The sequence below is a fragment of the Bradyrhizobium campsiandrae genome, assembly GCF_014529705.1.
Lineage (GTDB): Bacteria > Pseudomonadota > Alphaproteobacteria > Rhizobiales > Xanthobacteraceae > Bradyrhizobium > Bradyrhizobium campsiandrae.
The window spans coordinates 39,697-57,689 of sequence record NZ_JAANIH010000058.1; the positions used below are offsets into that span (position 1 = coordinate 39,697).

Annotated in this window: 15 protein-coding genes and 1 pseudogene; 7 read left to right on the forward strand and 9 right to left on the reverse strand. The window is 64.7% G+C overall.

Annotated features, from left to right (window positions below):
* Positions 1–106 precede the first annotated feature (106 nt).
* Positions 107–961, reverse strand: coding sequence for a caspase family protein (locus G8O24_RS32360; protein WP_188106471.1), 855 nt, complete (start codon positions 959–961; stop codon positions 107–109).
* A 412-nt stretch (positions 962–1,373) separates the two neighbouring features.
* On the opposite strand from G8O24_RS32360, the gene G8O24_RS32365 reads away from it, so the two are divergent.
* The 4 genes from G8O24_RS32365 to G8O24_RS32380 all read left to right on the forward strand — a co-directional run bounded on the left by G8O24_RS32365 (position 1,374) and on the right by G8O24_RS32380 (position 7,493).
* Complete coding sequence (locus G8O24_RS32365) at positions 1,374–3,101, forward strand: hypothetical protein (protein WP_188106473.1); 1,728 nt, start codon at positions 1,374–1,376, stop codon at positions 3,099–3,101.
* A 116-nt stretch (positions 3,102–3,217) separates the two neighbouring features.
* On the forward strand, positions 3,218–3,943 hold the full coding sequence (locus G8O24_RS32370; RefSeq protein WP_188106474.1) for a thermonuclease family protein: 726 nt from the start codon (positions 3,218–3,220) through the stop codon (positions 3,941–3,943).
* A 106-nt stretch (positions 3,944–4,049) separates the two neighbouring features.
* Positions 4,050–5,237: a pyridoxal-phosphate-dependent aminotransferase family protein gene (locus G8O24_RS32375; RefSeq protein WP_188106476.1), complete on the forward strand. Its 1,188-nt coding sequence runs from the start codon at positions 4,050–4,052 to the stop codon at positions 5,235–5,237.
* 153 nt (positions 5,238–5,390) lie between these two features.
* On the forward strand, positions 5,391–7,493 hold the full coding sequence (locus G8O24_RS32380) for a S9 family peptidase (RefSeq protein ID WP_188106478.1): 2,103 nt from the start codon (positions 5,391–5,393) through the stop codon (positions 7,491–7,493).
* Between the two features lie 44 nt (positions 7,494–7,537).
* Here the strand turns inward: G8O24_RS32380 and G8O24_RS32385 are convergent, their stop codons facing one another.
* Entirely contained in the window at positions 7,538–8,257 is a 720-nt protein-coding gene (locus G8O24_RS32385) for a ribonuclease activity regulator RraA (protein ID WP_188106480.1), read from the reverse strand.
* A gap of 9 nt (positions 8,258–8,266) precedes the next feature.
* Positions 8,267–10,009, reverse strand: a complete 1,743-nt coding sequence (araD, locus tag G8O24_RS32390; RefSeq protein ID WP_188106482.1) for an L-arabinonate dehydratase — start codon at positions 10,007–10,009, stop codon at positions 8,267–8,269.
* Positions 10,010–10,261: 252 nt separating this feature from the next.
* On the opposite strand from araD, the gene G8O24_RS32395 reads away from it, so the two are divergent.
* The gene (locus tag G8O24_RS32395; RefSeq protein ID WP_188106484.1) at positions 10,262–10,681 is read left to right on the forward strand and encodes a response regulator; all 420 of its coding nucleotides are present in this window, start codon (positions 10,262–10,264) and stop codon (positions 10,679–10,681) included.
* On the forward strand, positions 10,659–14,255 hold the full coding sequence (locus tag G8O24_RS32400; RefSeq protein WP_188106486.1) for a PAS domain S-box protein: 3,597 nt from the start codon (positions 10,659–10,661) through the stop codon (positions 14,253–14,255). The genes G8O24_RS32395 and G8O24_RS32400 overlap by 23 nt, the downstream gene beginning before the upstream one ends.
* A 128-nt stretch (positions 14,256–14,383) precedes the next feature.
* Here G8O24_RS32400 and G8O24_RS32405 read toward each other — a convergent pair whose 3' ends face one another.
* The gene (locus G8O24_RS32405; RefSeq protein WP_128969109.1) at positions 14,384–15,019 is read right to left on the reverse strand and encodes a response regulator transcription factor; all 636 of its coding nucleotides are present in this window, start codon (positions 15,017–15,019) and stop codon (positions 14,384–14,386) included.
* Positions 15,020–15,182: 163 nt separating this feature from the next.
* Between G8O24_RS32405 and G8O24_RS32410 the strand changes: the two genes are divergently transcribed.
* Complete coding sequence (locus G8O24_RS32410) at positions 15,183–15,485, forward strand: hypothetical protein (RefSeq protein ID WP_188106488.1); 303 nt, start codon at positions 15,183–15,185, stop codon at positions 15,483–15,485.
* 54 nt (positions 15,486–15,539) lie between these two features.
* On the opposite strand, the gene G8O24_RS32415 is transcribed toward G8O24_RS32410, so the two are convergent.
* The 5 genes and pseudogenes from G8O24_RS32415 to G8O24_RS44545 form a co-directional block, all read right to left on the reverse strand.
* Positions 15,540–16,043 carry a response regulator gene (locus G8O24_RS32415; protein WP_188106490.1) on the reverse strand — a complete coding sequence of 168 codons (504 nt, stop codon included), beginning with the start codon at positions 16,041–16,043 and terminating at the stop codon, positions 15,540–15,542.
* A gap of 141 nt (positions 16,044–16,184) precedes the next feature.
* Positions 16,185–16,502: a PilZ domain-containing protein gene (locus G8O24_RS32420; RefSeq protein ID WP_188106492.1), complete on the reverse strand. Its 318-nt coding sequence runs from the start codon at positions 16,500–16,502 to the stop codon at positions 16,185–16,187.
* Between the two features lies 1 nt (position 16,503).
* The gene (locus G8O24_RS32425) at positions 16,504–17,376 is read right to left on the reverse strand and encodes a CheR family methyltransferase (protein WP_188106494.1); all 873 of its coding nucleotides are present in this window, start codon (positions 17,374–17,376) and stop codon (positions 16,504–16,506) included.
* Between the two features lie 34 nt (positions 17,377–17,410).
* Positions 17,411–17,800 (reverse strand): response regulator, encoded by a 390-nt coding sequence (locus G8O24_RS32430; RefSeq protein ID WP_188106496.1) that lies wholly within the window; start codon positions 17,798–17,800, stop codon positions 17,411–17,413.
* Positions 17,801–17,835: 35 nt separating this feature from the next.
* A pseudogene (locus tag G8O24_RS44545) lies at positions 17,836–17,993 on the reverse strand (chemotaxis protein CheW); the annotation flags it as partial.

Genomic DNA, 17,993 nt, shown 5'->3' on the forward strand with positions numbered 1-17,993 from the left:
CTATCGAGTCAAATCATGAAGATGCCGTGGACACGGCGCTTTGCGCCTTTGCCCACCCTACGGGAGCGACGGGAGCTCGTTGCGTGGCAACGTTCGCCGCTAAAACCTACCCGCCGGCTTCGTTGAAGCTGACGTCCTCGAGCAGCGAGGAGGAGACGGTCGGGACCTGATCGCCCTCGGAGGCGCGGGAGATGGCGACGCGGGTCTTGTTGAAGACGCTTTCCGCGCTGCCTTGGCTCTGGCTGTTGAGATTGTTCAGGAGCTCGCTGACCAGCGTCGAGTGCTCGCCCTTGCCGTCGTCGACGACCTTGCCGGGCGAAGCCGAGGAGAGGATCAGCGCGTTGTCGGGCGTGCCGATCGGCGCAAGACCGTGCGAATAGGACCGGAAGCGGCGCTCGTAGGGATTGCGGCGGGACGCATCGACGACGACGAGCTTGGCCTTGGCGCCCTGCTGCTTCATCATGTCGAGCACGCTCTCGATCGAGACGCCCTGGCGGCGAACATCGCTTTCCTTCCAGATCACGGCGTCGACCGGCAGCATGTAGCTCTCGCGGCCGGCCTGCACGCCATAGCCGCCGAAGAACAGCATGACGACGGTGTCGCGCTTGATGCGGGACTTCAGGCGGTTGACGGCGCGGACCATGTCGTCCTTGCTGGCGTCTTCCACCATGTCGACGTCAAAACCGTTCTTGCGCAGCGTCGAGGACAGCGCGCGCGCGTCATTGATCGACTGCGTCAGCGGTGCGTTGGCGTCGGGATAGTGGCCATTGCCGATGACGAGCGCGAGGCGCGAGGTCTGGCCGACGGAGCCCGCGACCTGATCGGTCGTGACCGCCTTGGCAGCGTCGAGCGCGCGCATGTTGAGGGCAGCATGGGCGCCGATCGCCAGCGACACCGTGCCGATGAGGGCCGCGGCGAGCGCAATCGAGCGTCTGGAAATGTCGAGCTGCCTTACATTCATCTCGGTTCATTCCTGTCGGTGCCAAAGACCTGCCAAGCGCGCGCACACTGTTTGAGTAGCGCGATGGCGTCTTTCGGTTTGAGGGATTGGCCGGGGGAGTGCCCCCGAATTGCGCGCAATTTGCGGCGCCGCACCAAACAAACCCTTAACCCGAGATCGCCGGCCCGGCAATAGATCGCCTCAAAATTGATATAAGCCACTGAATATATTAGTTAATTAAGCGACCTCGAAGTCTCCCTTTCTGGCGTCCCCGTAACCTTCCGGGGCACGATCATGCAGCCCTTGTGCGGGATATTTCCGTGACTTTCGTCACATTTGTATTTCCTGCGAATCCGGGTAGCTTTTTCAACGACTTGCGGGGGATGGGCGATCGAGCTGGCCTCCGGATGAGTCCCCCGCGACCAGGTATTTCATGAGCTTTCATTATTTCGCAGGGGCCGCGTGCCGGGCGCTGATGGCCCGGAAAGACGGCCCCTCCCTTTATGACGTCTGCGATCCCGTATTGTCTGCACCCGCCAGCGGCGATCCGCATCTGGCCAAATTCTACAAGACCGCGCTCGGCAACCCCGCGCTGCGGGTGCTGCTGCGTCGCGCCGGCCTCAGCGAGCTGCGCGACGAGGCGAGGCTCGCCCGGCTGCGCGAGGCCCTGGTGCGCGCTCGCGACGATGCCGAGCCCGACTGGGCCGCGGTCGGCCAGCCCGTGGCCGAGCTCGTCGACAGCATCGCGCTCGACCATCCAAAGCCGCCGCCGGCCGCGTTCGCGGGCGCGATGCCCGTGCCCGCGCGGATCGACGGCCTGATCCGCGATTGCGCGCAGCATCTGCTCGGCTCTTACGGCAAGAACGGTTTCCTGCCGACCTATGCGGCCTTCAACCTGATCGGCGACCCTGATGTCCGCGGGCGCGAACTGATCATGGCGCTCACCGGACTGAATGCGCGCGGCTACAAGAATTCGTCGCTGCTGTTCAACCTCGCGCGCGTCTTCATTGCGCGCTCGCCCGCGGCCGCCGTGGTCAATCCACCCTGGAAAGGCATCGCCGAGCCGATGTGGGAACCGGTGCAGATCCGTCACCGCTCGGCCTATTACGACGCGTTCTTCATCGAGGCATTGCTCAGCTATGTCGAGACCGGGCTGGCGTCACCGGCGGAGAAGACGGGAGCGGAGCGCGCCATCGCCGACATGGTCGATTTCTGCGTCAATGTTAGCCGCGAAGAAGTCGAGGGCGCCGGCGGGGCACGCTTCAATGTCATCACCGCGCTGGCGCCGGCGCCGCATCCGCGCTTTTCGCGCTATTTCGCGCAGATCAAGCAGGATCTCGGCTTCGGCATCTATGTGCCTGACTGTGACACCACGGCATGCTCGATCTCGGCGGCGACGCAGGCCGGCTGCACCGATCCCATCATCGACCAGCCGCTGCTCGATTTCTACGCGGGCTACCAGGTGCATGCCGGCGTCAACGAGCCGCGCGTGACGGTGCCGCTCAACGACCTCATCGACTATGAGGGCGGCATTGCGACCTGGATCGACAATCTCGCCGGCGAGCGGCCCTACGGCAACGATCTCGATCCGACGCTCAATCTCGACATTCTCGAGGTGAGCTTTCGCAACCTGGCGCGCTGGAAGATCCTGGAGACGCCGACGCGGCTCGCCACCGTGCATCGCATCATCGGCTTTCAGAAGCGCTTGGCGGCGAGCGGCGCCTTTTCCAATCCGCGCGCGCATATCTACTATCTGCCGGAACTCTACAGCGCCTATTTCGGCCGCTGCTATGCGGCCTTCCTGGCGCTGCCGCTCAGCGCGCAGGCCGCGATCGATCCCGCCGGCGATTTCGATTTCATCCGCCATCGCGTGCTGTCCTACGTCAAGGGCGAACTGATGGCCGCCGAGATGAACGTGTTCGACGCGGCGCTGGCGCTGATCGCGCTCGGCCATCTCGGCGCCGACCCGCGCGCCTTCGCGCCGGCGTTGAACGTGATCGTCGCGGGCCTTGGCGAAGGCGGCCGCCGCGGTCCGTTCCGCGCCTATGAATGGAACAAGATGAAGACGCCAACGCGGATCCTGGTCGGCGGACCGGAGGTGACGTCGGCCTTCGTGCTGATGGGGCTGGCGGTGGCGAAGCGGGCGATGGCACGGGGGTGAGCCCCCGCAATGACGGGAAGTTGAAAGCCTCGTAGTGAGGCATATGCTGGCCCGATAGCCTAAAGCCGACCACAATTGCGCGGCTTATCGAGGTGCTTCCAGACAAGCGGACCGGCATGTTGCGAAAATTCCTGATTGCGCTGTCTTTGCTCAGCTTGCCCTCGCTGGCGCTGGCCGCCGACATCACCGGCACCGCAAAGGTCCGCGACGGCGATTCCGTCCTGATCGGCACCACGCGGATCCGGCTCGGCGGCATCGACGCGCCCTCGGCCGACCAGCTCTGCCTCAACACCAAGAGCGAGCGCTGGACCTGCGGCGTCGCCGCGCGCGACGAGCTCGCCAAATTTGCCGAGGGCAAGACCTGGGTCTGTCATCCCCGCTCGATCGATCGGCGCGGCCGCACCGTGGCGCGCTGCGAGGTCGGCGGCGAGGACATCCAGAAATGGCTGGTGCGCAACGGCTGGGCGCTGGCCTATGTCCGCGTCTCGAAGGACTACGAGGCCGATGAGGCCGTCGCGCGTGAGGCAAAGGCCGGAATGTGGCAGGGCGCCTTCATCGCCCCCTGGGACTGGCGCGTACGCAACAAGAAGACCGCGGTTCTGGGCGCCACCAAGCCGCCGGAAGGTGCCCATGCGGTGCTGCTCGCCTCGGCCTCGGGGCCGGTCGCGCCATCGCCCGACTGCACCATCAAGGGTAACGTCAACACAGCGGGCGAGTGCATCTACCACACCCCGACCAGCCGCTGGTACACCCAGATCAAGATGAAGATCAGCAAGGGCACCCGCTGGTTCTGCTCGGTCGAAGAGGCCGAAGCCGCCGGCTGTCGCGAGACCAAACGATAGGGGCCGTCAGGGCTGCGTTTTCCGTACTTTTCTCGAACCGCCCGGCCGCGTAAAAGAACAAATCAGCGACCCACCAGACAGTCTTCACGACACAAGGACGATAGCAATGACCGTTCGCGCGGGCCGGGAATTTCTGGCCATCCCCGGGCCCACCACGATGCCCGACGCGGTGCTGCAGGCCATGCATCGTCCGGCGATCGACATCTACTCCAAACAGATGAACGAGCTGACCGAGAGCCTGATCCGGGACATCGGCAAGCTGTTTTCGACCAAGGGCAAGTCCTACATCTATATCGCCAACGGTCACGGCGCCTGGGAAGCGGCGCTGAGCAACGTGCTGTCTCGCGGCGACAAGGTGCTGGTGCTGGAGAGCGGACGCTTCGCGATCGGCTGGGGCAATGCGGCGGCGCTGATGGGCGCCGAGGTCGAGGTGCTCAAGGGCGACTGGCGCCGCGCGGTGCGGCCGCACGAGGTCGAGGAGCGCCTGCGCCGCGACACCGATCACAAGATCAAGGCCGTCGTCGTCGTCCAGATCGACACCGCCTCGGGTGTGCAGAACGATATCGAGGCGATCGGCAAGGCGATCAAGGCGGCCGGCCATCCTGCGCTGTACATGGTCGACACCGTCGCCTCGCTCGGCTGCATGCCGTTCGAGATGGACAAATGGGGCGTCGACGTCGCGATGTCCGGCTCGCAGAAGGGCCTGATGACGCCGCCCGGCCTCGGCTTCGTCTCAGCCAATGCGCGTGCGCTCGAAGCGCACAAAAAGGCGAACATGGCGACGCCCTATTGGAGCTGGAGCGAGCGCGAGGGCGCCGAGCATTATCGCAAATATGCCGGCACCGCGCCGGTGCATCTGTTGTTCGCGCTGCGCCAGGCCATCGACCTGCTGCATGAGGAAGGCCTGGAGAACGCCTTCCGCCGCCACGCCCTGCTCGGCGAAGCCACGCGCCGCGCGGTCGGCGTCTGGTCGGAAGGCCAGGTGCTCGGCTTCAACGTCGCCGAACCGCATGAGCGCTCCAACACTGTGACCACCGTGACCATGACCACGGGCCACGATCCGGCGGTGCTGCAGCGCTATTGCAAGGAGAAGTGCGGCGTGGTGCTCGGCACCGGCATCGGCGACCTCTCGGGACAGGCCTTCCGCATCGCCCATATGGGCCATGTCAACGCGCCGATGCTGCTCGGCACGCTCGGCGTCATCGAGGTCGGCCTGAACGCGCTGAAGATCCCGCACGGCAAGGGCGGGCTCGAGGCGGCGGTGTCGTATCTCGGCGAGCAGGTGGCGGTGTAACCCGCCACAAACTCCACTGTCGTCCCGGACAAAGCCGGGACGACGGCGGAATGTGTGGCAAGACCTGAGCCTCACATCCTTATCGTCCTTCTTTAAATCCCCCACATTCGATCTGATATAGGGACAAGACATGCCCCTATCTCGAGGATCGATTTGCCCAAATCCGCCAGCACGACACCGACCGCCCCCGTCGCCCCGCGCGGGCCGCATTCCTTCACCCGGCACGGCATCACCGTGACCGACGACTATGCCTGGCTGAAGGACGCGAAATGGCAGGAGGTGCTGCGCGACCCGAAGGTGCTCGATCCCGATATCCGCAAATACCTGGACGAGGAGAACGGCTATACCGAAAGCCTGCTCGGGCACACGGCCGGCTTGCAGAAGACGCTGGTGCGCGAGATGCGCGGACGGATCAAGGAAGACGATTCCAGCGTGCCCTCGCCCGACGGGCCGTTCGCCTATTTCCGCAGGTTTCGCGAGGGCGGGCAGCACGAGCTGTTCGGCCGCATGCCGCGTGACGGCGGCGTCGAACATATCGTGCTCGACGGCGACGCACTGGCAAGGGATCACAAATATTTCAAGTTCGGCGGCAGCCGCCACTCGGGCGATCACAAGCTGCAGGCCTGGAGCGCCGACACCAAGGGCTCGGAATATTTTTCGATTCGCGTGCGCGACTGGGCCACGGGGAAGGATCTCGACGATCTCGTCGAGGAGACCGATGGCGGCGTGGTCTGGGCCGCGGACGGCAAGAGCTTCTTCTATGTGAAGCTCGACGACAATCATCGCCCGATGCAGGTGTGGCGGCACAGGCTCGGCACCAGGCAGGCCGACGACACCCTCGTCTATGAGGAGCAGGATGCCGGCTGGTTCACCCATCTGCACGAAAGCACCAGCGGCCGCTTCTGCGTCATCGCCGGCGGCGATCACGAGACCTCGGAGCAGCGGCTGATCGATCTGGCCGACCCCGAGGCGCCGCCGCGTCTGGTCGCGGCGCGCGAGGAAGGCGTGCAATATTCGCTGGCCGATCGCGGCGACGAGCTGTTCATCCTCACCAATGTCGATGATGCCATCGACTTCAAGATCGTCACTGCCCCGCTCGGCGCGCCCGAGCGCAAGAACTGGCGCGACCTGATCCCCTATCGTCCGGGCATCTACATCATCGACCTCGATCTTTATGCCGGCCATCTGGTGCGGCTGGAGCGGGCCAATGCCCTGCCGTCGGTTGTGATCCGCGATCTCACCAGCAAGGAGGAGCACGCCATCGCCTTCGACGAGGCCGCCTATTCGCTCGACACGATGGGCTCCTATGAATTCGAGACGACCAACTTGCGCTTCTCCTATTCGTCGATGACGACGCCATCGGAAGTCTACGACTACGACATGGTCAAGCGCACGCGCGTGCTTCGCAAGCGGCAGGAGATCCCGTCGGGCCATGATGCGGCGGATTACGTCACCACCCGCATCATGGCGAAGGCGCATGACGGCGCCGAGGTGCCGGTGTCGATCCTCTATCGTCGCGGGCTCAAGCTCGACGGCACCGCGCCGCTGCTGCTCTACGGCTACGGCTCCTACGGCATGGCGATGCCGGCCTCGTTCAACGCCAACCGGCTGTCGCTGGTCGATCGCGGTTTCGTCTACGCCATCGCTCATATCCGCGGCGGCGCCGACAAGGGCTGGGGCTGGTATCTCGACGGCAAGCGCGAGAAGAAGACCAACTCGTTCGACGATTTCGCCGCAAGCGCCCGCGCGCTGATCGACGCGAAATACACCAGCGCGAAACGCATCGTCGGCCATGGCGGCTCGGCCGGCGGCATGCTGATGGGCGCGGTCGCCAACCGCGCCGGCGAATTGTTCGCGGGCATCGTCGCCGAGGTCCCGTTCGTCGATGTGCTCAACACCATGCTCGACGACACGCTGCCGTTGACGCCGCCGGAATGGCCGGAATGGGGCAATCCGATCGAGAGCGAGACGGATTTCCGCACCATCCTGTCCTACTCGCCCTACGACAATGTCGCGGCAAAGGACTATCCCGCGATCCTGGCGATGGGCGGATTGACCGATCCGCGCGTCACCTATTGGGAGCCCGCCAAATGGATCGCGCGCCTGCGCGCGACCATGACCGGCGGCGGCCCGGTGCTGCTGCGCACCAACATGGGCGCCGGCCATGGCGGTGCCTCGGGGCGATTCGACCGGCTCGATGAAGTCGCGATCGTCTACGCTTTTGCGCTGTGGGCGACGGGGATGGCGGAAGCTTAACTTCTATCGTCGTCCTGGCGAAATCCAGGACGACGAGGGGACAACTACCTCCCGGTCTTCTTCCGCCATTCCGCGAAATCGGTCAGCGTCTGCGGATCGGTCGCGGGATAGAGCCCAAAGATACCGCGGCCCTTGCCGACTTCCTCCGTGACGAAATCCTCGAACGCGGTCATCTCGAACGTCTCATTGGCGATCTCGTCAGCGAGATGTGCGGGAATGACGATCACGCCGTCGGCATCACCGAGAATGACGTCGCCGGGAAACACCGGCGCGTCGCCGCAGCCGATCGGCACGTTGATTTCGATCGCCTGATGCAGCGTCAGGTTGGTCGGCGCCGAGGGGCGATGGTGGTAGGCGGGAATGCCGAGCCTGGCGATCTCCGCGGAATCGCGAAAGCCACCGTCGGTGACGACGCCGGCGACACCGCGCTTCATCAGACGCGTCACCAGGATCGCGCCGGCCGAGGCCGCACGCGCGTCCTTGCGGCTGTCCATCACCAGCACGGCGCCGGGCGGGCAATCCTCCACCGCCTTGCGCTGCGGATGCGAGCGATCCCTGAACACGTCGATGGTGTTGAGATCCTCACGCGCCGGCATGTAGCGCAGCGTGAAGGCCTCGCCGACCATGGTCGGCTTGTCCGGGCCGACAGGACGCACGTCCTGGATCATCTGGATGCGCAGGCCACGCTTGAACAAAGCGGTTGCGACGGTCGCGGTCGAGACGGATTTGAGCTTGTTGCGGGTGGTTTCGGAAAGCTTTGACATGTGCGTCCCTCAGTAAATCGACGGCTCGCCGATCGGCGCGCCGAAACCGGTCTCGAGAAAATCGAAGTCGCAGCCGTCATTGGCCTGCTTGATGTGCCTGGTGAACATCCAGCCATAGCCGCGCTCGAAGCGGCGCTCGGGCTGCTTCCAGGCGGCACGGCGTTTTTCGAGCTCGGCTTCCGGTACATCGAGATTGATGGTGCGCGCCGCGACGTCGAGCGTGATGCGGTCGCCGTTCTGCACCAGCGCTAAGGGCCCGCCGATATAGGACTCCGGCGCGACGTGCAGGATGCAGGCGCCGTAGCTGGTGCCGCTCATGCGCGCGTCCGAGATACGCACCATGTCGCGCACGCCCTGCCTCACGAGCTTTGTCGGAATCGGCAGCATGCCCCATTCCGGCATGCCGGGTCCCCCTTGGGGGCCCGCATTGCGCAGGATGAGGATATGGTCCTCGGTGACGTCGAGGTCGGGGTCGTCGACCGCCTTCTTCATCGCCGGATAATCGTCGAATACCAGCGCCGGCCCGGTGTGCTTGAGGAAGCGCGGCGCACAGGCGCTCGGCTTGATGACGCAGCCGTCGGGCGCGAGATTGCCCTTGAGCACGGCGAGCGCGCCTTCCATGTAGATGGGGTTGGCAGTGGTGCGGATCACGTCGGCATTGTGCACCTCGGCGCCGTCGATATTTTCGCCCAGCGTCTGGCCCGTCACCGTGATGCAGTCGAGATGCAGATGGTCCTTGATCTGGCCCATCAGCGCCGGCAGTCCGCCGGCATAGAAGAAATCCTCCATCAGATAGGCCTCGCCACTCGGACGGACATTGGCGATCACAGGCACCTTGCGGCTGGCCTTCTCGAAATCGTCGAGCCCGACGTCCTGGCCGGCACGACGGGCTTGCGCGATCAGATGGATGATCGCGTTGGTCGAGCAGCCCATCGCCATCGCAACCGCAATCGCGTTCTCGAAGGCTTTGCGGGTCTGGATCACCTTCGGCGTCAGATCCTCCCACACCATCTCGACGATGCGGCGGCCGCACTCAGAGGCCATGCGGATGTGGTTGGCATCGGCGGCGGGAATCGAGGAGGCGCCCGGCAATGTCATGCCGATCGCTTCCGCGATCGCGGTCATGGTCGAGGCCGTGCCCATGGTCATGCAGGTGCCGTAGCTGCGGGCGATGCCGGCCTCGATGTCGAGCCAGTCCTTGTCGGAGATCTTTCCGGCGCGGCGCTCGTCCCAATATTTCCAGCCGTCGGAGCCGGAGCCGAGCGTCTTGCCCTTCCAGTTGCCGCGCAGCATCGGGCCTGCCGGCAGATAGATCGCCGGGAGGTTCATCGAGGTCGCGCCCAGCAGCAGCGCCGGCGTGGTCTTGTCGCAGCCGCCCATCAGCACCACGCCATCGACGGGATGGCTGCGCAGCAGCTCCTCGGCATCCATCGCCAGCAGATTGCGATAGAGCATGGTGGTCGGCTTCAGCAGCGATTCCGACAGCGACAGCGCCGGCAATTCCAGCGGCAGGCCGCCAGCCATCAGAATGCCGCGCTTGACGTCGTCGACGCGCGACTTGAAATGCATGTGGCAGGGCTGGGCGTCCGACCAGGTGTTGAGGATCGCGATAACAGGACGGTCCTTCCACTCCTCGGGCGCGTAGCCCATCTGCATGGCGCGGGAACGGTGGCCGAACGAGCGGAGATCGTCGGGCGCGAACCAGCGCGCGCTGCGGAGCTGGTCGGGTGTTTTCTTCCTTGTTTTGGTCATTGTCCTCGTCCGTCGGGAAGCTCGCCCTGCTCTTCCCACAGGCGGTCCACGTCTCGCAAGGCACCGGTAGCGGGGTGAACCCCAGGCATGCATGCAGGCGTGCATACCTCAAGGTGCGGCGCAATATCGGGCGACTCCGGCCAAGCCCACCGCGAAGTGCTTGCGGGGCGGGCGGAATCCGCGCAACAATTTCGTATTTGGAGCTTTGATTTGGGCCGCTGGGAGCATCCCATCCGGTCCGGAGGTTTTAGCGTGGCCAACATCCTCATCGTGGATGACGACCCGGCCGTTCAGTTGACAATCCGGCTGCTGTTGGAGCGGGCCGGCCACCACGTGACCGTCGCCGGCGACGGCCACAGGGGGCTCGCTCTGTTCGAGGGCAACCCGTTCGACCTGCTGTTCCTCGACATCTTCATGCCCGGCATGGACGGGCTGGAGACCATGCGCCACGTCCGGGCGCTGAGACCTGCCATTCCGATCATTGTCATTTCCGGCCGGTCGGTCACGCCTGATGTCTATGCCGAGCCGGACTTCCTGAAGATGGCAACCAAGCTCGGCGCGGTCGCGAGCCTGCAGAAGCCGTTCAGGGCCGATGCACTGCTGGCGGCAGTCGACAATTGCCTGAGGGCAGGCGAGTCGGAGGGGTCCGATGTCAATGCCAGCCGCCGATGACGGGAGCCCCTCCGCCGCCCGAGGCCAGAACAGGCGCGACCATCCACGGGATCCTGCAAGGATTCCCGTGACGCTCGCAACACGACTGGCCGTCGCAATGATTCTGCTGGTGGCGGTGACGGTGGCGGCAGTCGGTTGGCTGGGCTATCGCAACATCACGCAAGCCGTCATTCCGCGCGTGCTGGAGCGGGTCGAAGCCCAGTCACGGCTGCTGGCCAGCAATCTTGAATCCTACGTTGCCGGGGCGCGCGGCGATTTGACCGGCTACCGCTCCGCCGCGGCCATCAACGGCCTGATCCGCGCTCACATCGGCGGAGGAATTGACGCGCTTGACGGCGTGTCCGAGCAGACCTGGCGCGATCGCATCGCGGCGCGACTGGCAGCCGAAATCGAGGCCAAACCCAGCTACGGGCAGTTTCGCATCATCGGCGTTGACGACGACCAGCGCGAATTGGTCCGGGTCGATCGCTCCGGCCCGAACGGGACAGCGCGGATCATCCCCAACAGCGAACTGGAGCACAAGAGCGATCGCGCCTATTTTCGAGAAACGATCCGACTGGCGCCGGGCGAGATTTATGTCTCGCCGATCGATCTGGCGACCCAACGGGGCGGGACCACGGAGTTGCACATTCCGACTCTGCGGGTCGCAACGCCATTGTTCGCGCCCGACGGCAAGCCGTTCGGCATCATCATCGCCAATATCGACATGCGTCCGGCGCTCGATCGCGTCCGCTCGACGGCGAGTTCAGGCGGCGAGATTTTCGTCGTGAACGCGCGCGGCGACTATCTCGTTCATCCCGATCGCGCGCGAGAGTTCGGCTCATTGCGCGGCCGCCCCACCAACTGGCGTGATGATTTTCCTTTCTTTGCGGCCATGGCGGGCATCCGGGACGCGTCGACCCGGCTCACCACCGATGAGTCCGGCCGGACGAGTGGCGCGGCAATGGCGCCGGCGCTGCTCGCCGATGCGGATTGGGTCGCGATCATCGAGACGATTCCTCCGGCGGTCTTCGGCCGCGTACCTGCCGCGATTCAAAAGACGTCGCTGCTGGTCGGCATGCTCGCCGTCCTCGCCGCAGCTTTGCTCGCCGTGCTGTTCGCACGCTCATTGACGCACCCGATCGCCCGCCTGACCGCGGCTGTGGAAGCGATCGGCAACGGACAGCCGGCGGACATTCCGGTCGATGCGCCCGGCGAGACCGGCGCGCTGGCGCGGGCCTTTGCCCGGATGGTCGAGGAGACGCGCACGAAAGCAGCCGCGCTCGAACGCGAGGTTGAGGAGCATCGCCGTACCGAGGCCGCGCGCAGCCATCATGCGGCGCGCGAGCTCCTGTTCAGCGCCGCCGTGGAATCATCCGACGATGCGATCGTGATGCAATCGCTCGATGCCATCATCACCGGGTGGAATCCCGCCGCCGAACGTCTCTATGGATATCAGGCGAGTGAAGCCATCGGACAATCCACCGCGATCATCGTCCCGCCCGACCGCCGCGAGCAGGGCAGGGACTATTTGGCGCGGATCTCGAGAGGCCAGCCGATCGAACGCTTCGAGACGGTCCGGCTGCGCAAGGACGGCACGCCGGTCGAAATCTCGCTGAGCCTGTCGCCGATCAGGGGACCCTCCGGCGAGATCATCGGCGTTTCCGGATCTGCACGCAGTCTGACCGACGGGCGGCGCGCGGAGCGGGCGTTGCAGCAGCAACTGGAAGAGCGACGGCAGCTGTTCGACACCTCGCAGGACCTGATCATGATCATGAACTCGCATGGCGAGATCGTGCAGATCAGTCCGAGCTGCGAGACCATTCTCGGCTACCGGCCCGACGAGATGATCGGTCACACCGGCATCGATTTCATTCATCCCGACCATCTCGAGCAATCCCGCGAGGAGATGCGCGAGCTCCGGCGCGGCGGGCATCCCAAGCTCGCCGACACCCGCTGCATCCACAAGGACGGGCGCGAAGTCTGGCTGTCCTGGCTCGGCAGCTGGTCCGATCGGGTCAAGCGCTTCTTCTTTGTCGGCCGCGACATGACCGAGGCGAGATTGGCCGCCGTGTCCTTGCGTGACAGCGAGCAGCTCGCGCGCAACATCGTCGAGACCGCGCTCGACGCCTTCGTCCAGACCGACCATGTCGGTACCATCCTGATCTGGAACTCGCAGGCCGAGAAGCTGTTCGGCTGGCCGCGTCACGAGGCCATCGGCAGGAATGCACTGAATCTCTTTATTGCCCCCAGCGAACGGGAAGGAGCCTTGGCCAGAGTCCAGCTCTTTCTTGAATCCGGGGAACAAACACTACCCAGCCCCCGGCGCGAACTCCTCGTGCGGCGGCGCGACGGCAAGGAATTCACGGCCGAGCTGAGCGCCACGGCGCTCCGGCAGCGCGAAGGCGTGTTCTTGAATTCGTTCTACCGCGACCTCACCGAGAAGATCGCTTCCGAGGAACGCATCCGCCACGCCGAGAAGATGGAGGCAGTCGGCCAGCTCACCGGCGGCGTGGCACATGATTTCAACAACATCCTCACCGTCATCACCGGAACGATCGAAATCCTGGCCGATGCGGTCGCCAAGGACCCGGGGCTTGCGGCGATCACCAAGATGATCGACGAGGCTGCCGGCCGCGGCGCCGAACTGACCCAGCATCTGCTCGCCTTTGCACGCAAGCAGCCGCTCCAGCCACGCGAGATCGACATCAACTCGCTGATCATCGACACTGCAAAGCTGCTGCGACCGACGCTTGGCGAGCAGATCCAGATCGAATCCGTGTTCGAGGACGAGAGCTGCGTCGCCGTCGTCGATCCGAACCAGCTCACCACGGCCATCCTCAACCTCGCACTCAACGCCCGCGACGCGATGCCCGGCGGCGGCAAGCTGATCGTGGAGACCGGCGCGGCCTATCTCGACGAGGTCTATGCCAGCGCCAATGATGTCCCGCCCGGACATTACGTGCTGATCGCGGTGAGCGACACCGGAACCGGCATTCCCTCCCACATGCTGCCGCGCGTGTTCGATCCCTTCTTCACCTCGAAGGGCCCGGGAAAGGGCACCGGGCTCGGTCTCTCGATGGTCTACGGGTTCATCAAGCAGTCCGCCGGCCACATCAAGATCTACAGCGAGGAAGGCCACGGCACGACGATCAAGATGTATCTGCCGCCGGGTAAGACGCCCACGGCCGTGGGCGACGGCGTGACGCCTGTTGCAGTCGAGGGCGGACACGAGACCATCCTCGTGGTCGAGGACGACCGGCTGGTGCGCGAATATGTGCTGGCGCAGCTGCACTCGCTCGGCTACGTCACCCTGCAGGCCGCCAACGCCGCGGAAGCGCTGGCGATCGTCGCCGCCGGAGAACCGTTCGACCTGCTGTTCACCGACGTGATCATGCCGGGCAAGATGAACGGGCGGCAGCTCGCCGACGAGGTGCTGAAGACGCGTCCGGGCCTCAGGGTGGTCTATACGTCGGGCTACACCGAGAACGCGATCATCCATCACGGCCGGTTGGATTCAGGCGTGCTGCTGCTGGCAAAACCCTATCGCAAATCGGATCTGGCGCGGATCATCCGCAAGGCGCTGGGCGGTTGAGGAGCGAGCTTCCGTGGGTCCCGTAGGGTGGGCAAAGCGAAGCGTGCCCACGTCTTGCCTATTTGATGAAAAGACGTGGGCACGGCGCAAGAGCGCCTTTGCCCACCCTACGGCATCTCGCGCGTAAACTACGATGCGCGCTGGGCCGCGGTCATCACGATGCGGATCAGGTCGGCGGCATTGCGGGCGCCGAGCTTCTTCATGATGTTGGCGCGGTGATCCTCGATGGTGCGCGGGCTGATGCCGAGCGTGCGGCCGGCCTCCTTGTTGGAGGCACCGGCAGCGAACTGCTCCAGCACCTCGCGCTCCCGGCGGGTCAACGGCTCGCGTCCGGGGAAATGCAGCGAGCCGAATTTCGGTGACGCGTTCTCTGCCTGCCTGCGTGCATAGGCGCCGATCGCCTCGTCCAGCCGGCCGACGATCTCGCTGCCACGGAATGGCTTCTCGATGAAGTCGAGCGCGCCGCTCTTGATGGCGCCGACCGCCATCGCGATGTCCCCTTGTCCGGAGATCATGAAGATCGGGGCCGGATAGTCCTCGCCGTGCAGCTCTTTCAGAATGTCGAGACCCGACTTTCCGGGAATATGCACGTCGAGCAGAATCGCAGCCGGTGTGCGGCTTCGCGCGACTGACAACAATGCTGCGCCGTCCGCAAAACAGATCACCTCATAGCCCGCTGCCTTCAACACCATCGACAGGGTGTCGCGAACAGCAGGGTCGTCATCGACCACGAAGATCTCGCCACGGGAGCTTTGTTCGACCATGTGCCACGTCCATTCGCCAAGCCACGCCGGCATTGAAGGACTCGCGTCCGCGCCTGACGTTATGGCTTTCGGCGCAGATTCGGCCCACCCGCATTTGTACGGGACATGAACTTAACGCACAAGTAGCGCTGAGGTGCCTTATTGCGGGGGACGGAGAATATCCATGCTAAATTACGCAGGCACACCCCCGCTCGCGGCGATGGCTGAAACGGACAGCCGTCAGCTGATCGCGGCCGAACTTCGCTCCCTGATCGCCCGCATCGACATCAGCATGCGCCTGATCGACGCGGCGATGGAGCCCGAGGACGACAGCGCTATCGTGAGTGGCGACCCGGGTTCCACCGAGATTGTCGTGCTCGACGACGTCACGCCCCGTTATGCCACGGCGAGCGCCGCCCTCAATGCCTGCCGGGCGGAGCTCGGCCAAGCCCTTCAGCGCTTGTCGGAATCCGGCAATCCAGCATAGGCCGGGATCGGCGCAGCCGATTTGCCGTAGCCGATGACGCGGCAGCTCCGCGCCTCAGGCGCGGTGCCGCTCCACGATCGCGTCGGTGGCGACGCCGCCCCAGGTGTGGATCGTCGGCAGCCCCATCGCCGTCTTGCCGAGATTGGCGAGGCTGATGCGCAGCGCCGCGAGATCCAGCGGCTTCGGCAGGCTCTGAAGCTCGATCCCGACGGAACGGGCGAAGCTGCGGGCAGCGCTGCGGCGCTTGCCGTCCATGCCGCTAATCACGATCACCGAGCCTGAGAATTTCGCCGCCGCCATCTCGCGCAGCACCTCGATGCCATCGCCATCCTCCAGCACGAGATCGAGCGTGACGCAGTCGAAGCGCGCGCCGCGCAGCTTTTCGATGGCCTCCGCGACCGACGGCGCAACCGCGACTTCGTGGCCGGCCTGTTTGGCGGCGACCGTGATCAGGCTGCGCTGGGTGGCGTCGTCATCGATCACCAGAAGCTGAAGCGCGCGCCGTTCGGCGGCGTCGGACAGGTTTGACGGGATAGGAGAAAGAGAGCTTCTTGGCATGGCCGGCCTCTGAAATTGCGACCTGCTATCGATACACGTCCCGCGCTTAGGCCGCGTAAAGCGAGGTCTACGAATTCGTTCGGATGTTTTCAGAAAATGTGAAGCAAAGCGCCAGCAACGGCCGCACAGCGCGCGTTGCGCTCACGCCGCCGCGTCATGGCCGCCGGCAGGGCCGCGCTTCTTGCGGTTCTTGCCGCGCAGGAACTGGATGTCCATCTCGGCGCCGTTGACGCGCACCAGCTCGCAGCGGCGGTAGGCAAGGCCCGTGGACGACAGCAGCAGGAAGAATTCTTTCAGGTTCAGCCCCTGGATCGAACCTTCAACCGTGAGGATGGCGTCGGTGTCGGAGATCGCATTGAGGGTGCAATCGCGGCGCCACGTGCCGTCGATGGCCATGATGCAGACATCATAGCCCCGACTGAATGTGACGCGCTCTGCGCCCTTGCCGTCCTCGGCCATACTATCGTCCTGCCATCGCCGCCATCCGCGGCGCCTCCGCAGCCGGCTTGGCCGCCGCGGCACGCGGATCGTTCGGCTTGTAGAGACCGCGGCGATCCGCGATCGGCCTGAACGTATCGGTCAGTCCGACCACGGTTTCCGCAGCCCCGAGCACCAGGAAGCCGTCGGGCTCGATCTGCCGCGCCAGGCGGCTGAAGATGTTGATCTTGGTCTCCTGGTCGAAATAGATCAGCACGTTGCGGCAGAAGATGACGTCGAAGGTGCCGAGGTGCGAGAAATCCTGCAGCAAATTGAGCTGCCGATGCTGGATCATCGCACGCAGCTCGGGATTGACCTGCCAGGTCTCGCCGGTCTGCTTGAAATATTTCATCAGCATCTGGATCGGCAGGCCGCGCTGCACTTCGAACTGGCTGTAGACGCCGGCCTTGGCCTTCTCCAGCACCTCCTGCGAGAGGTCGGTCGCAATGATCTCGACACGCCATCCGGTGAGCGCGGCGCTCATCTCCTTCAGGGTCATCGCCAGCGAATAGGGCTCCTGCCCGGTCGAGCCCGCGGCGCACCAGATCCGCACGCTGCGGCGGGCGGCACGGGCCTTGAGGATCTCCGGCATGATGGTGTCGCGGAAATGATCGAACGGAACCTTGTCGCGGAAGAAGAAGGTCTCGTTCGTGGTCATGGCTTCGACCACGCTGGTGATCAGCGCGCCGGAGCCGCCTTGCAGCTTCTGCACCAGTTCGGGGATGCCGGAGAGTCCGGCCTTGCGCGCCAGCGGCAGCAGGCGGCTTTCGATCAGATATTGCTTGTCGGCGGACAGGTCGAGACCGGAGCGCTCTTTCAGCAACTTACGCAGATACTCGTAGTCGGGCGCGTTCACAGGATACCTCTTGACGCTACTGGCGGGTGTATTTTCAGGCAGCGGTCTCTTCTTCGCGCGCGACCAGTCCGACCTCCTGGAATTTCGCCAGCACGATCTCCTTGTCGAATGGCTTCATGATGTACTCGTTGGCGCCGCCGCCCATCGCCTTGGTGATGTGGTCGATGCCGTTCTCGGTGGTGCAGAACACAACCTTGGGCTCATCGCCGCCGGGCATGCGGCGCAGCGTGCCGAGGAACTGGAAGCCGTCCATGACCGGCATGTTCCAGTCGAGCAGGATCGCTTCCGGCATCGCCTTCTTGCAGTGAACCAGCGCTTCGACGCCGTCTTCCGCTTCAATGACCTGGAAGCCCAGCGCTTCGACGATACGGCGCGCGACCTTGCGAACGATGCTGGAATCGTCAACCACCAAACAGGTCTTCATCTCGTTTCTCCGGCTTAAATGTCTTTTGTGAAAGGTCAGGCAGCCATCTGCACTTCGGTCTTCAGCTCGAGGACGCGATCGACGTCGAGGACGACCATGAGCTGGCCGTCGAGACGGTGGACGCCGCCGGCGAGCTTGGCCATGCGGGGGTCGAGGTTGACGGGGTTCTCTTCCTTGCCGTCCTCGGGCAGGC

What these genes read in the sequence shown, in the direction of transcription:
- G8O24_RS32375 (WP_188106476.1), top strand. Translation starts at nt 4,050, where the DNA reads ATGACCGTTCGCGCGGGCCGGGAATTTCTGGCCATCCCCGGGCCCACC.
- G8O24_RS32405 (WP_128969109.1), bottom strand. Translation starts at nt 15,019, where the DNA reads ATGGTCGAACAAAGCTCCCGTGGCGAGATCTTCGTGGTCGATGACGAC.
- G8O24_RS32420 (WP_188106492.1), bottom strand. Translation starts at nt 16,502, where the DNA reads ATGGCCGAGGACGGCAAGGGCGCAGAGCGCGTCACATTCAGTCGGGGC.
- G8O24_RS32365 (WP_188106473.1), top strand. Translation starts at nt 1,374, where the DNA reads ATGAGCTTTCATTATTTCGCAGGGGCCGCGTGCCGGGCGCTGATGGCC.
- G8O24_RS32430 (WP_188106496.1), bottom strand. Translation starts at nt 17,800, where the DNA reads ATGAAGACCTGTTTGGTGGTTGACGATTCCAGCATCGTTCGCAAGGTC.
- G8O24_RS32415 (WP_188106490.1), bottom strand. Translation starts at nt 16,043, where the DNA reads ATGCCAAGAAGCTCTCTTTCTCCTATCCCGTCAAACCTGTCCGACGCC.
- G8O24_RS32360 (WP_188106471.1), bottom strand. Translation starts at nt 961, where the DNA reads ATGAATGTAAGGCAGCTCGACATTTCCAGACGCTCGATTGCGCTCGCC.
- G8O24_RS32385 (WP_188106480.1), bottom strand. Translation starts at nt 8,257, where the DNA reads ATGTCAAAGCTTTCCGAAACCACCCGCAACAAGCTCAAATCCGTCTCG.
- araD (WP_188106482.1), bottom strand. Translation starts at nt 10,009, where the DNA reads ATGACCAAAACAAGGAAGAAAACACCCGACCAGCTCCGCAGCGCGCGC.
- G8O24_RS32410 (WP_188106488.1), top strand. Translation starts at nt 15,183, where the DNA reads ATGCTAAATTACGCAGGCACACCCCCGCTCGCGGCGATGGCTGAAACG.
- G8O24_RS32400 (WP_188106486.1), top strand. Translation starts at nt 10,659, where the DNA reads ATGTCAATGCCAGCCGCCGATGACGGGAGCCCCTCCGCCGCCCGAGGC.
- G8O24_RS32370 (WP_188106474.1), top strand. Translation starts at nt 3,218, where the DNA reads ATGTTGCGAAAATTCCTGATTGCGCTGTCTTTGCTCAGCTTGCCCTCG.